This window comes from Shewanella psychromarinicola (assembly GCF_003855155.1).
Classification (GTDB): Bacteria; Pseudomonadota; Gammaproteobacteria; order Enterobacterales; family Shewanellaceae; genus Shewanella; species Shewanella psychromarinicola.
On the sequence record NZ_CP034073.1, the window covers coordinates 870,174 to 885,922 of the forward strand.

At 45.3% G+C, this 15,749-nt stretch carries 4 protein-coding genes, 3 tRNA genes and 5 rRNA genes; 1 reads left to right on the plus strand and 11 read right to left on the minus strand.

Annotation, left to right across the window (positions count from 1 at the left end; genetic code table 11):
- Positions 1-58 precede the first annotated feature (58 nt).
- The 10 genes from EGC80_RS03685 to EGC80_RS03730 form a co-directional block, all read right to left on the minus strand.
- Positions 59-1,601, minus strand: a 16S ribosomal RNA gene (locus EGC80_RS03685).
- A gap of 2,484 nt (positions 1,602-4,085) precedes the next feature.
- Positions 4,086-4,201 (minus strand): 5S ribosomal RNA (gene rrf, locus EGC80_RS03690).
- Between the two features lie 36 nt (positions 4,202-4,237).
- Positions 4,238-4,313 (minus strand) — tRNA-Thr (locus tag EGC80_RS03695).
- 31 nt (positions 4,314-4,344) lie between these two features.
- Positions 4,345-4,460 (minus strand): 5S ribosomal RNA (gene rrf, locus EGC80_RS03700).
- Positions 4,461-4,652: 192 nt separating this feature from the next.
- Positions 4,653-7,556: ribosomal RNA gene (locus EGC80_RS03705) — 23S ribosomal RNA — on the minus strand.
- Positions 7,557-7,908: 352 nt separating this feature from the next.
- Positions 7,909-7,984, minus strand: a tRNA-Ala gene (locus tag EGC80_RS03710).
- Between the two features lie 145 nt (positions 7,985-8,129).
- A tRNA-Ile gene (locus EGC80_RS03715) sits at positions 8,130-8,206 on the minus strand.
- Positions 8,207-8,294: 88 nt separating this feature from the next.
- Positions 8,295-9,837, minus strand: a 16S ribosomal RNA gene (locus EGC80_RS03720).
- Together the 16S, 23S and 5S rRNA genes with 3 tRNA genes alongside form the textbook arrangement of a ribosomal RNA operon.
- A gap of 623 nt (positions 9,838-10,460) precedes the next feature.
- On the minus strand, positions 10,461-13,181 hold the full coding sequence (gene secA / locus EGC80_RS03725; RefSeq protein ID WP_124012775.1) for a preprotein translocase subunit SecA: 2,721 nt from the start codon (positions 13,179-13,181) through the stop codon (positions 10,461-10,463).
- 58 nt (positions 13,182-13,239) lie between these two features.
- Entirely contained in the window at positions 13,240-14,139 is a 900-nt protein-coding gene (locus tag EGC80_RS03730) for a M23 family metallopeptidase (protein ID WP_124012776.1), read from the minus strand.
- A gap of 27 nt (positions 14,140-14,166) precedes the next feature.
- Here EGC80_RS03730 and EGC80_RS03735 point away from each other — a divergent pair, with 27 nt between their 5' ends.
- Positions 14,167-14,619, plus strand: a complete 453-nt coding sequence (locus EGC80_RS03735; RefSeq protein WP_101033241.1) for a DUF721 domain-containing protein — start codon at positions 14,167-14,169, stop codon at positions 14,617-14,619.
- Between the two features lie 4 nt (positions 14,620-14,623).
- On the opposite strand, the gene lpxC is transcribed toward EGC80_RS03735, so the two are convergent.
- On the minus strand, positions 14,624-15,544 hold the full coding sequence (lpxC, locus tag EGC80_RS03740) for a UDP-3-O-acyl-N-acetylglucosamine deacetylase (RefSeq protein WP_101033242.1): 921 nt from the start codon (positions 15,542-15,544) through the stop codon (positions 14,624-14,626).
- Positions 15,545-15,749 lie beyond the last annotated feature (205 nt).

Genomic DNA, 15,749 nt, shown 5'->3' on the forward strand with positions numbered 1-15,749 from the left:
TCTGTGTGAACACTCACATGCATCGCTGCACTTTTAGGTATTGAGTTAGTCGTATAGGTAAGGAGGTGATCCAGCCCCAGGTTCCCCTAGGGCTACCTTGTTACGACTTCACCCCAGTCATGAACCACAAAGTGGTGAGCGTTCTCCCGAAGGTTAAACTACCCACTTCTTTTGCAGCCCACTCCCATGGTGTGACGGGCGGTGTGTACAAGGCCCGGGAACGTATTCACCGTGGCATTCTGATCCACGATTACTAGCGATTCCGACTTCACGGAGTCGAGTTGCAGACTCCGATCCGGACTACGACAAGCTTTGTGAGATTAGCTCCACCTCGCGGCTTTGCAACCCTCTGTACTTGCCATTGTAGCACGTGTGTAGCCCTACTCGTAAGGGCCATGATGACTTGACGTCGTCCCCACCTTCCTCCGGTTTATCACCGGCAGTCTCCCTAGAGTTCCCGCCATTACGCGCTGGCAAATAAGGATAGGGGTTGCGCTCGTTGCGGGACTTAACCCAACATTTCACAACACGAGCTGACGACAGCCATGCAGCACCTGTCTCACAGTTCCCGAAGGCACAAGTCCATCTCTGGTCTCTTCTGTGGATGTCAAGAGTAGGTAAGGTTCTTCGCGTTGCATCGAATTAAACCACATGCTCCACCGCTTGTGCGGGCCCCCGTCAATTCATTTGAGTTTTAACCTTGCGGCCGTACTCCCCAGGCGGTCTACTTAATGCGTTAGCTTGGGAGCCCAGTGACTAAGTCACCAAACTCCGAGTAGACATCGTTTACGGCGTGGACTACCAGGGTATCTAATCCTGTTTGCTCCCCACGCTTTCGTGCATGAGCGTCAGTCTTTGTCCAGGGGGCCGCCTTCGCCACCGGTATTCCTCCAGATATCTACGCATTTCACCGCTACACCTGGAATTCTACCCCCCTCTACAAGACTCTAGTTCGCCAGTTCCAAATGCAATTCCCAGGTTGAGCCCGGGGATTTCACATCTGGCTTAACAAACCGCCTGCGCACGCTTTACGCCCAGTAATTCCGATTAACGCTCGGACCCTCCGTATTACCGCGGCTGCTGGCACGGAGTTAGCCGGTCCTTCTTCTGTAGGTAACGTCACAGTAACGGGCTATTAACACGCTACCTTTCCTCCCTACTGAAAGTGCTTTACAACCCGAAGGCCTTCTTCACACACGCGGCATGGCTGCATCAGGGTTTCCCCCATTGTGCAATATTCCCCACTGCTGCCTCCCGTAGGAGTCTGGGCCGTGTCTCAGTCCCAGTGTGGCTGATCATCCTCTCAGAACAGCTAGGGATCGTCGCCTTGGTGAGCCATTACCTCACCAACTAGCTAATCCCACCTAGGTTCATCCTGTCGCGGAAGGCCCGAAGGTCCCCTCCTTTCCCCCGTAGGGCGTATGCGGTATTAGCAGTCGTTTCCAACTGTTATCCCCCTCGACTGGGCAGATCCCTAGGCATTACTCACCCGTCCGCCGCTCGTCACCTCAGAAGCAAGCTCCCTTGTGTTACCGCTCGACTTGCATGTGTTAGGCCTGCCGCCAGCGTTCAATCTGAGCCATGATCAAACTCTTCAATTAAAGTTTTTTAAAAACCCCATTCTTACAAGTAAGAACGACGCTTTCGGCTCAATGAATTCTGATTTCATTAATTAGACTCGGAAGAATCTAAATAATGTTTGTACATATTACTATGAACACTCATCGTTACATTGAGTTGAAATTTTTTGATTGCCAACATTCCGAAGAACAGAAGACAATTTCGAATAACTCAATACCTGTGAATGTCCACACAGATTTCTTGTTTAGATTGTTAAAGAACGTTGCTAACATGAACATCTTTCGATTTTTCATTCAGCGGCCGTTGACGCTAGGTCGTTGGCTTGGGGTGCGCATTCTACGCTTTCCCGTTGTTGCGTCAAGTGTTTTTTCAAACTTTCTTTTCGCCTTGAACTCAGTGTTTAGAACCACTTAATTCAACCCAACTCGGTGACTGCTTTCGCTGTCTGCCGTGTCAGTGGATGCGCATTATAGGCAATACAAGATTTAGCGCAAGCCCTTTATTAACAAAATAATCAATTAATTTTTATACTTAAGTTAACACCAGTTTAGGAACATCTTATTCACAGATTTATCCACAATCATGTCTAAACAAATTAAAAATCATCTAATTTTAAGACTGTTTTTTTACATTAAATCTTTAGATTACATCCATCGAACTCGCTCTAAATGCCGTTAAATATAAGCGAAACAGCTTATGGCCAATAATAATGTTGTGGAAACTATTAATCCTGCCTCGCTTTAGAACTATTAATCCAGAATCAAGCTGTCGATATTTGTCTAATTACATAAATTGATTGTCACAGAGACCTTAGAGCATAGCGGCCATAAGTCTCTACAACGGTAAAATGAAGATTAACGAATGTTTTCTACTGGATAATATTCATTTTACAGCTCGTTACCGAATACGGATTTCAACAGTAATGAACAGCTTTGACCCTACTGGCTAGTCCAAGCTCACTATTGTGTGTTAACTGATCGAAACACCATTGGCATATTGAAGATAGTTGACGGTAGCAGAGACTTGGAAGTGTCATGACAAACATGGTTACTTTAGAGATCGACGTTATCAATGCATAATTTCTGATTTCCACTGCCAATTTACTAAAACGGAAAGTTGAGTCTTAATAAAATTAATCACCGTTATTTACCCATACCAAATGATGCCTTCAAAGGCTAGGTGATAAGGTTCACTTACTCACTCACATTTATGGTAAATATATACATGGTCACTGTTAAATTCATGACCATTGTTAATCTCTAATATTCAGGCTAAATTGACCAATGATGCTATGGGGATCTCGTTATGGATCAGTCGCGTCAATATGGACTGATACTACAATGAAACATAATATTGAAAGACCATATAGGCCCAATCATGAGCAACAAAGTATTTATTAACTGATAGATAAATTGTTCTGAATAGAATCAATAATGAAAGGCTTACCTGTGTTAGAAATTCCAAATTTCTTGGATGTTGTTATAGACAGAAATGTATTTATAGACGGACATTGGAATGACCCTTTGACACGGTTAACTTATGTACAGGTTTAATTCACCAGATTATATAGAGGTGGAAGGCCGATAATAGCTAGGAGCAATTACGGCACGTGTTAAAGCGTACGGCCCAGACCTTTGCTCATAATTGACTGCCTCATAGAGCGTGTTGTTTAGTAGACTAAAACCTAAGCAATGATTTCTTATCCTTAAAGGGGATAGTCACTACGCAACAGCAATGCTAGTTTCATTGGCTGGTATTTATTAAATTCCAGGCTAAAAACACCTGTGAATAGTCTACTCGGGACATATCACCATGGATGGCGATAAATAGAATAACCCATTACAGTAGAACAATAAGAGATAGAGTGAAGCAGTATGCTAGAACCGAGAAGCTGTTGTCGAAGCTCTCAACGTTACGTAACCACACAAAACTGCGCGTTATTGACACCAAGACTTCACACTATAACTAACATGGATATAAGCAGCACCGTGAATTACCGGCATTAATTACAGTCTATTATTATGTCTTTTGGGTACACATGGTATAAAAGCATGCTTTGCATAAACACTTTATATTCCATGTTCGAGTATTCATTTTATAGATGAATAATCGATGCCCCGCAAACACTGCGTGCTGAAGGTTCATCACTACTCTTTCAAGTAAATTAGGCGCCTGGAAATGACCGACTCTTTTATCCCCGAAGGGGACGCATGGGCATATTCGACAAACTGCTGTCCTATTTTGGCCAATAACAAACTCTAGACTATAAATTGCAGACGTAAAAAAGCCCACTATGTAATAGCGGGCTATTTCACTACTCTTTCAAGTAAATTAGGCGCCTGGAAATAACCTACTCTTTTATCCCCGAAGGGGACGCATGGGCATATTCGACAAACTGCTGTCATGTTTTCGCCAATAACAAACTCTACACCATAAATTGCAGACGAAAAAAAGCCCGCTATCTAATAGCGGGCTGTTTCACTACTCTTTCGAGTAAATTAGGCGCCTGGAAATGACCTACTCTCGCATGGGGAGACCCCAAACTACCATCGGCGCGATTGCGTTTCACTTCTGAGTTCGGAATGGGATCAGGTGGTGCCACAATGCTATGGTTTCCAGACAAACTGTTTTCTAGGACATTACACTAGATTATTCTTGGTGCTGATACCCAGAATCGAACTGGGGACCTCATCCTTACCAAGGATGCGCTCTACCAACTGAGCCATATCAGCAAAACTAGCTACTACGTCGAGCTTATTAGGCGCCTGGAAATGACCTACTCTCGCATGGGGAGACCCCAAACTACCATCGGCGCGATTGCGTTTCACTTCTGAGTTCGGAATGGGATCAGGTGGTGCCACAATGCTATGGTTTCCAGACAAATTTGCATATCTACCGCCTTTAAGGCCGTAAATAATAATTCGGAAAGCTGATTTTTTTGAGTCTGCAAAACACTGTTTAAGCGCTCTATTCTAACACTAAGGTTATGCTCCCGGTCAGTACGACCTCCATGGAAGGAGGAAGTGCTAGAAAATGTCGGGAACATTTTCAGTAAAACCCATCTGGGTTGTATGGTTAAGCCTCACGGGTCATTAGTACAAGTTAGCTCAACGCCTCACAACGCTTACACACCTTGCCTATCAACGTAGTAGTCTCCTACGGCCCTTTAGAGAGCTTAAAGCTCTAGGGATGACTCATCTTAGGGCTCGCTTCCCGCTTAGATGCTTTCAGCGGTTATCGATCCCGAACGTAGCTACCGGGCAATGCCATTGGCATGACAACCCGAACACCAGCGGTTCGTCCACTCCGGTCCTCTCGTACTAGGAGCAGCTCCCTTCAATCATCCAACGCCCACGGCAGATAGGGACCGAACTGTCTCACGACGTTCTGAACCCAGCTCGCGTACCACTTTAAATGGCGAACAGCCATACCCTTGGGACCGACTTCAGCCCCAGGATGTGATGAGCCGACATCGAGGTGCCAAACACCGCCGTCGATATGAACTCTTGGGCGGTATCAGCCTGTTATCCCCGGAGTACCTTTTATCCGTTGAGCGATGGCCCTTCCATTCAGAACCACCGGATCACTATGACCTACTTTCGTACCTGCTCGACGTGTATGTCTCGCAGTTAAGCTGGCTTATGCCATTGCACTAACCGTACGATGTCCGACCGTACTTAGCCAACCTTCGTGCTCCTCCGTTACTCTTTGGGAGGAGACCGCCCCAGTCAAACTACCCACCAGGCACTGTCCCGAACCCCGATTAGGGGCCGCGGTTAGAACATCAAAACTACAAGGGTGGTATTTCAAGATTGACTCCACTCAGACTAGCGTCCAAGCTTCAAAGTCTCCCACCTATCCTACACATGTAGGTTCAATGTTCAGTGCCAAGCTATAGTAAAGGTTCACGGGGTCTTTCCGTCTAGCCGCGGGTATACGGCATCTTCACCGCAATTTCAACTTCACTGAGTCTCGGCTGGAGACAGCGTGGCCATCATTACGCCATTCGTGCAGGTCGGAACTTACCCGACAAGGAATTTCGCTACCTTAGGACCGTTATAGTTACGGCCGCCGTTTACCGGGGCTTCGATCATGAGCTTCTCCGAAGATAACCCAATCAATTAACCTTCCGGCACCGGGCAGGCGTCATACCGTATACGTCATCTTGCGATTTTGCACAGTACTGTGTTTTTGATAAACAGTTGCAGCCACCTGGTATCTGCGACTGCCAACAGCTTAAGGAGCAAGTCCTATCACCGTCGGCAGCGTACCTTCTCCCGAAGTTACGGTACCATTTTGCCTAGTTCCTTCAGCCGAGTTCTCTCAAGCGCCTTGGTATTCTCTACCCGACCACCTGTGTCGGTTTGGGGTACGATCCCCACTAACCTGAAGCTTAGAAGATTTTCCTGGAAGTATGGCATCAACTACTTCATCACCTTAGTGACTCGTCATCAGTCCTCAGTCTTGCAATTAAATGCGTATTCCCGGATTTGCCTAAGAATACAACCTACCACCTTAAACGCGGACTACCAACGCCGCGCTAGCCTAGCCTTCTCCGTCTCTCCATCGCAGTTAGTGAAGGTACAGAAATATTAATCTGTTTCCCATCGATTACGCCTTTCGGCCTCACCTTAGGGGTCGACTCACCCTGCCCCGATTAACGTTGGACAGGAACCCTTGGTCTTTCGGCGAGGGAGTTTTTCACTCCCTTTATCGTTACTCATGTCAGCATTCGCACTTCTGATACGTCCAGTGTGGGTTACCCCTTCACCTTCAACCGCTTACAGAACGCTCCTCTACCGCGCACTTCTAATGAAATGCACCCGTAGCTTCGGTGGTATGTTTAGCCCCGTTAAATCTTCCGCGCAGGCCGACTCGACTAGTGAGCTATTACGCTTTCTTTAAATGATGGCTGCTTCTAAGCCAACATCCTAGCTGTCTGAGCCTTCCCACATCGTTTCCCACTTAACATACACTTTGGGACCTTAGCTGACGGTCTGGGTTGTTTCCCTTTTGACAACGGACGTTAGCACCCGCTGTCTGTCTCCCGAGTAGTACTCATTGGTATTCGGAGTTTGCAAAGGGTTGGTAAGTCGGGATGACCCCCTAGCCTTAACAGTGCTCTACCCCCAATGGTATTCGCTCGAGGCGCTACCTAAATAGCTTTCGAGGAGAACCAGATATCTCCGAGTTTGATTGGCCTTTCACCCCCAGCCACAAGTCATCCGCTCATTTTTCAACATAAGTCGGTTCGGTCCTCCAGTTGATGTTACTCAACCTTCAACCTGCCCATGGCTAGATCACTCGGTTTCGGGTCTACACCTTGCAACTAAACGCGCAGTTAACACTCGGTTTCCCTACGGCTCCGCTATTCGCTTAACCTCGCTACAAAATGTAAGTCGCTGACCCATTATACAAAAGGTACGCAGTCACGGTCTCAAGAACCGCTCCCACTGCTTGTACGTACACGGTTTCAGGTTCTATTTCACTCCCCTCACAGGGGTTCTTTTCGCCTTTCCCTCACGGTACTGGTTCACTATCGGTCAGTCAGGAGTATTTAGCCTTGGAGGATGGTCCCCCCATATTCAAACAGGATGTCACGTGTCCCGCCTTACTCGTTTTCATCTACGGTTAGTTTTCATGTACGGGGCTATCACCCTGTGCCGCTGTGCTTTCCAACACATTCCACTAACACCCCATAGACTTAAGGGCTAATCCCCGTTCGCTCGCCGCTACTAGGGGAATCTCGGTTGATTTCTTTTCCTCTGGGTACTTAGATGTTTCAGTTCCCCAGGTTCGCCTCATAACGCTATGTATTCACGTTATGATGACCACTTATGTGGCCGGGTTTCCCCATTCGGATATCGTTAGCTCAAATGCTTATTACTAGCTCGCCAACGCTTTTCGCAAGTTATTACGTCCTTCATCGCCTCTGACTGCCAAGGCATCCACCGTATACGCTTGGTCACTTAACCATACAACCCAAATGAGTTTCACTTGCGTGAACCTCTGAGTCATATCATGACCAGCTGGTTTTTACTTGTCTCACCTCCGGGTAGGAAGTGGACTCGCCTTAGTTTTTTAGAATATTCAAGACACTTAAACAGTGTGTTGAGAACTCAAGATACTAATGCTTTCGCATCAGTATTATTTTTCGCACTAACGCAATCACACAAACGACAACGAATCGTCATTCATGCGCCTTTAGTTAGTACTATCAGCTTTCCAAATTGTTAAAGAGCGGGCTTAAAAAAGCCAAAGATAAAGTTTCATTTATCTTTGGCATCTCTAACCTATGCATATGTTTATCATCATGATAAGTGTAAATGGTGGAGCTATGCGGGATCGAACCACAGACCTCCTGCGTGCAAGGCAGGCGCTCTCCCAGCTGAGCTATAGCCCCATTTACATGCAGTTGAGATTTTACGTTTACCTTCAATGAAGGTCTTACCAAAAAAATTGGCTTGCCAATCGTTTCTAATCAAGGCGGTTGATAGCGACGTTTAGTACACTAAACGAGTTATCATCCAACGCAGAGTAGGAAAGATTGGTGGGTCAGAGTGGACTTGAACCACCGACCTCACCCTTATCAGGGGTGCGCTCTAACCAGCTGAGCTACAGACCCAACGTAATTTCTCTTTCTTCTATCAAGTAATCTGTGTGAACACTCACATGCATTGCTGCACTTTTAGGTATTGAGTTAGTCGTATAGGTAAGGAGGTGATCCAGCCCCAGGTTCCCCTAGGGCTACCTTGTTACGACTTCACCCCAGTCATGAACCACAAAGTGGTGAGCGTTCTCCCGAAGGTTAAACTACCCACTTCTTTTGCAGCCCACTCCCATGGTGTGACGGGCGGTGTGTACAAGGCCCGGGAACGTATTCACCGTGGCATTCTGATCCACGATTACTAGCGATTCCGACTTCACGGAGTCGAGTTGCAGACTCCGATCCGGACTACGACAAGCTTTGTGAGATTAGCTCCACCTCGCGGCTTTGCAACCCTCTGTACTTGCCATTGTAGCACGTGTGTAGCCCTACTCGTAAGGGCCATGATGACTTGACGTCGTCCCCACCTTCCTCCGGTTTATCACCGGCAGTCTCCCTAGAGTTCCCGCCATTACGCGCTGGCAAATAAGGATAGGGGTTGCGCTCGTTGCGGGACTTAACCCAACATTTCACAACACGAGCTGACGACAGCCATGCAGCACCTGTCTCACAGTTCCCGAAGGCACAAGTCCATCTCTGGTCTCTTCTGTGGATGTCAAGAGTAGGTAAGGTTCTTCGCGTTGCATCGAATTAAACCACATGCTCCACCGCTTGTGCGGGCCCCCGTCAATTCATTTGAGTTTTAACCTTGCGGCCGTACTCCCCAGGCGGTCTACTTAATGCGTTAGCTTGGGAGCCCAGTGACTAAGTCACCAAACTCCGAGTAGACATCGTTTACGGCGTGGACTACCAGGGTATCTAATCCTGTTTGCTCCCCACGCTTTCGTGCATGAGCGTCAGTCTTTGTCCAGGGGGCCGCCTTCGCCACCGGTATTCCTCCAGATATCTACGCATTTCACCGCTACACCTGGAATTCTACCCCCCTCTACAAGACTCTAGTTCGCCAGTTCCAAATGCAATTCCCAGGTTGAGCCCGGGGATTTCACATCTGGCTTAACAAACCGCCTGCGCACGCTTTACGCCCAGTAATTCCGATTAACGCTCGGACCCTCCGTATTACCGCGGCTGCTGGCACGGAGTTAGCCGGTCCTTCTTCTGTAGGTAACGTCACAGTGATAGTTTATTAAACTACCACCTTTCCTCCCTACTGAAAGTGCTTTACAACCCGAAGGCCTTCTTCACACACGCGGCATGGCTGCATCAGGGTTTCCCCCATTGTGCAATATTCCCCACTGCTGCCTCCCGTAGGAGTCTGGGCCGTGTCTCAGTCCCAGTGTGGCTGATCATCCTCTCAGAACAGCTAGGGATCGTCGCCTTGGTGAGCCATTACCTCACCAACTAGCTAATCCCACCTAGGTTCATCCTGTCGCGGAAGGCCCGAAGGTCCCCTCCTTTCCCCCGTAGGGCGTATGCGGTATTAGCAGTCGTTTCCAACTGTTATCCCCCTCGACTGGGCAGATCCCTAGGCATTACTCACCCGTCCGCCGCTCGTCACCTCAGGAGCAAGCTCCCTTGTGTTACCGCTCGACTTGCATGTGTTAGGCCTGCCGCCAGCGTTCAATCTGAGCCATGATCAAACTCTTCAATTAAAGTTTTTTGAAAACCCCACTCTTACAAGTAAGAACGAAGCTTTCGGCTCAATGAATTCTGATTTCATTAATTAGACTCGGAAGAATCTAAATAATGTTTGTACATATTACTATGAACACTCATCGTTGCATTGAGTTGAAATTTTTTGATTGCCAACATTCCGAAGAACAAAAGACAATTTCGAATAACTCAATACCTGTGAATGTCCACACAGATTACTTGATAAATTGTTAAAGAGCGTTGACCGTTTCAGTAGGTCAGGGGTGCGTATTCTACGCATTCCCTTTATGGCGTCAAGTGTTTTTTCAAACTTCTTTTTGCCTGTTATCAACACTATTAAGTAGTTGTTAATAACGCTAACCGGTTTTTGCTTTCGCTGTATGCCGTGTCAGTGGATGCGCATTATAGGCAGCTTGAGATTTAGTGCAAGCGCTTTTGTGTAAAAAAATGACCTTTTTATGATCTTTTCTTCATTTCACCACTTAACTACAAGATACCCACTATTTACCCCCAAAGTTATCCACAATTGGTTAATTTATCAGAGAGTTTTAAGATAACAGAAACAAAAAAGGTAGCGAATAATCGCTACCTTTTTTATCTAATATCAATGATGAACTGATAATTAACTGAGTTTACCGTGACATTGTTTGTACTTTTGGCCTGAACCACATGGGCATGGATCGTTACGGCCTATCTTCTCACCTTCACGGATCACCGTTTTAGGCGCTTTTGCTTGTTGTGTATCTTCATTGCCTAATGCTTCAGCTGATGCGTGTTGATAAGCCAGTTCGATCTTTGCTTCTTCGTCACGGCGACGCTGTTCCATTTCGTCTACATCGGACTGAGCTTGCACTTGGACCTTAGATAGAACACTTATCACATCATTTTTCAATGATTCAAGCATTTGTTGGAATAACTCAAAAGATTCACGCTTATATTCTTGCTTTGGATTTTTCTGTGCATAGCCACGTAAATGAATACCTTGACGCAAATGATCCATAGCAGCTAAGTGTTCTTTCCAGAGTCCATCGAGTGTTTGTAGCATTACCGATTTTTCAAATTGACGTAATACCTGTGCACCGACCATTTCTTCTTTAGCTTTATATAAATCAGTCCATGATGTCACGATACGTTCGCGTAAGGTTTCTTCATGCAGATTATCATCTTTATCTAACCATTCTTGTATCGTTAACGCTAGACCAAACTCATTACTGAGGCGTTGCTCAAGCCCAGGCACATCCCAGAGCTCTTCGAGTGAACGTGGTGGGATATATTGATCGATAATAGCGCTGATCACATCTTGTTCGATATTCTGAATCGTTTCTTGAATACTTTCAGCATCCATTAACTCATTACGCTGTGAATAGACGACTTGACGCTGATCGTTAGCAACATCATCATATTCCAGTAGTTGCTTACGAATATCGAAGTTACGCGCTTCTACTTTACGCTGGGCATTTTCGATAGCACGCGATACCCAAGGATGTTCAATCGCTTCACCTTCTTCCATCCCTAGTTTTTTCATCATGCCTGAAACACGATCTGAGGCGAAGATACGCATTAAGCTGTCATCCATCGACAAGTAAAAGCGTGAAGAACCGGCATCACCTTGACGACCTGAACGGCCACGTAGCTGATTATCGATACGACGTGATTCATGACGTTCTGTACCAAGAATATGTAAACCGCCAGCTTCGAGTACTTTACCATGCTGAATGTTCCAGTCTGAACGAACCTTAGCAATCTGTTCAGCCGTTGGATTTACTAATTCTTCAATTTCAACTTTCCAGTTACCACCCAGAACAATATCCGTACCGCGGCCAGCCATGTTTGTTGCAATGGTTACTGCGCCAATACGCCCGGCTTGAGCAATAATCTCTGCCTCTTTCTCGTGGAATTTGGCATTCAATACACTGTGTGGAATTTTTGCTTCTTTTAGTAATGATGCTAAAACTTCAGATTGTTCAATTGATACGGTACCAACAAGCACTGGCTGACCACGTTCACGACAAGCTTCAATGTCTTTAACAATAGCTGCATATTTCTCTGGCGCGGTGAGATAGACCAGATCAGGCATATCGTTACGCACCATAGGCTGATTGGTCGGTACAACAACAGTATCTAAACCATAGATATGTTGAAATTCAAATGCTTCAGTGTCTGCAGTACCTGTCATACCGGCAAGTTTGTCATACTGTCTAAAGTAGTTTTGGAAAGTAATAGAAGCCAGAGTTTGGTTTTCATTCTGGATTTTAGCGCCTTCTTTGGCTTCGACAGCTTGATGTAAGCCTTCAGACCAGCGACGTCCAGGCATAGTACGACCTGTATGTTCATCGACGATAATGACTTCATCATCTTTGACAATATAATCGATATCTTTTTCAAACAAGGTATGTGCGCGAAGTGCGGCATGAGCATGGTGCAACAAAGAGATATTCGACGCAGAATAGAGTGAATCACCTTCTGCTAACATGCCTTTCTCAATTAAGAGTAGCTCAACTTTTTCTTGCCCACGTTCAGTTAAATAAACCTGCTTACCCTTTTCATCAATTGTGTAATCACCTTCGCCAACATAGTCTTCGGTATCTTCTTTGTCTTGACGGATTAAACTTGGGATTAATAAATTGATTTTAGCGTATAGCTCAGAACTGTCTTCGGCCGCACCAGAAATAATCAACGGTGTACGGGCTTCATCAATTAAAATTGAATCGACTTCATCAATAAGGGCATAGTGCAATGGTCGCTGAACACGTTCTTGGGGAGAAAACGCCATGTTGTCACGAAGGTAGTCAAAACCAAATTCATTATTGGTGCCGTAGGTGATATCGGCAGCATAGGATTCTTTCTTTTCAAATTGGCCTATACCAGAAATGTTAATCCCGACACTTAAGCCTAAAAACTCAAACAGTGGGCGGTTATTTTCAGCATCACGCGTTGCTAAGTAGTCGTTCACAGTAATGATGTGAACACCTTTGCCCGTTATTCCATTAAGGTAGGCTGGCAGGGTTGCCGTCAGGGTTTTACCTTCACCGGTTCGCATTTCAGCAATACGATTGCTGTCTAATACCATGCCACCGAGTAATTGAACATCAAAGGGACGCATTTCAAACACACGCTTTGATGCTTCACGTACAACAGCAAAAGCCTCTGCCATGATATTATCTAACGTTTCACCATTTTCTAGACGGGTACGGAACTCTGCAGTTTTAGCTTTAAGTTCTTCATCAGAAAGTTTTTCGTAATCAGATTCTAATGCATTAATTTGATTAACAATTTTTCCAAGACTTTTCAGGGTGCGGTCGTTGCGACTTCCGAATACTTTTGTCAGTAGTTTGCCTAACATCTTAATCACTTATCTGTTGTAGGTTTGGCTCATTTGAGCGCATTAACCGTTAATATTATTAACTTGCTTTGCGGTAGACGTATTTCTGTGGATCTATTTGTTGTTTACCGCGCAGCACTTCGTAATGCACATGGGGGCCGGTTGAACGGCCTGTGCTTCCCATACTGGCAATTTTATCGCCTTTGGCAACGACGTCACCTACGTTTACTGACAGAGATTTATTATGTCCATACCGAGTGCGAAGACCATTTCCATGATCAATTTCGACTAACTCACCATAGCCAGACATCCTTCCTGACCATGTTACTACGCCTGCAGCAGTCGCAGTAACATCTGTCCCTTCTTTACCGGCGAAATCAATACCTTTATGCATTGTTCGTCGGCCATTAAAAGGGTCATTTCGTAAACCATAGGACGAAGATAACCAACCTTTATCGATTGGCCGCCCTGATATAAAACGCTCTTCATCTATATGGAGATTAGATGCTACTGTTTCAAGTAGTGATAGCTGAACGTTATTATTATCAATTCTAGATGCCAGCTCACTCATTTCATCGATAAGCTGACTTAATTCGACACCATTGCCTATTTCGCTTAAACCGCCGATACCAACTTCTGTAGAGAAATCAAATTGATCATCAAGGAGGTTATTTTGCGCTACTTGTTGCCCCAGGGCTTCAAGACGGGTGATTTTGGCTTGCATCTTGGCCACATGAACAACCAAAGTTGTCAGCTGGGTTTCTGTTGCAGTTTTGAGTTCTACCACTTGTTGCTTTTGCTGTTGGCGCAGTTGTTTATTTTCATCAACTTTCGCTTGTTGGTTAGCAAAACGCTCAGTGCTATATTGATATATTCCTGTGCCTGTGGCCATTAGAATAATAGGTAGGAGTAACCAACGCTTGCTAGGTTGCCAGCGCGTTACACCATTTCGACCTTGGATAAAAACTGTTACACTCATAGCTTCATTCAGCCATCTAATTATCATATGAAAAAGCCCCCTCAAGATCTCAGTAATTTAGTTCATCTGTCTGGGAGACTGCCTGAACTGGCCGAGAAAGCAGAACTACTTAATAATCTGAATCGTTATGTAAAACAGACGTTAAATGGTCCTGTGGCCGAGCAGCTCAAAGTCGCCAATCTCCGCCAGGGTGTTCTTGTTATTGAAACTACATCAGCAGCATGGGCTGCTAGAATAAACTTTCAAAAGCAGAAGCTATTAAAACAGCTTCAAACTGATACGCTTCCGATGCTTACCGGTATTGAGGTGAAAGTCAATCCTGGACTTGCCTTAGCAAAACCACAATCTCAACCTAATCAAAATATGATCAGCACCACTGCTGCAAAACATATTGAAGCATTAGCAGAACATATCGATGGTTCTTTAGGTGAAAAACTAAAACGGCTGGCTGCATTAGCCAGCCGTAATAGGCAATCTTAACCAGTTAAGCGAGTGTTAACGCACCTGGAACCATGAAACTGACAGGTACATCAGCCTCTTTGTCAAAGCTCACTAATTCCCACGCATCTTGCTGAGCAAGTAATGCACGGACAAGTTGGTTGTTTAACGCATGACCAGTTTTATAAGCCGAAAACTCACCGACAATGGCATGGCCAGCAACATATAAGTCACCAAATGCATCGAGAATTTTATGCTTAACGAATTCGTCTTCATAACGCAGACCATCAGGGTTTAATACACGATATTCGTCAAGTACAACGGCATTTTCCATGCTGCCACCCAGTGCAAGATTATTCGCACGTAGATATTCAATATCTCGCATAAAACCAAATGTTCTGGCACGACTAATGTCTTTCACGAACGCTGATGTCGAAAAGTCCATCACCATGTGTTGCTGACTGCGAGCAATTTCTGGGTGAGCAAAGTCAATTTCAAAATCAACTCTAAACCCTTTGAAAGGTTTTAACTCGGCCCATTTATCGCCATCTTCAACACGCACAGGTTTGGTGATTTTTAGATATTTCTTCGCGGCTGCCTGTTCTTTAATACCTGCACTTTGCAGTAAGAACACAAATGGACTTGCACTGCCATCCATAATCGGGATTTCTGGAGCGTCAACTTCGATAATAGCATTATCGATGCCTAAGCCAGCAAGTGCAGCAAACAAATGCTCAATAGTTGATATTCTTATACCGTCATCGTTTACCAGGGCTGTACACATTGTTGTTTCACGAACCATATTGGCCTTTGCTGGTATAGACACAGCTGGGCTAAGATCGGTACGCTTTAGCACAATCCCGGTATTCACAGGTGCAGGCTTAATGCACAGAGTCACTTTGTTGCCAGAATGTAATCCGACACCAGTGCTCTTCACCATTTTTTGAACAGTTCTTTGAAAAATCATTCAGAAGCCCATAAATATCAATATTAAACAAATAGTTGCAATTATAGCCTCAGGCTATCATGCATAACTGATACAACATCTTACCATAAATTTGGCTTTTCACAAAAAAAACGCCAAACACATAGCAAATTATAAACCTGTTTACAAAATAACCCTTGTCAGCACATCGCGCTCATTAGTCACGCAAAAACATAGCGTTTTATCC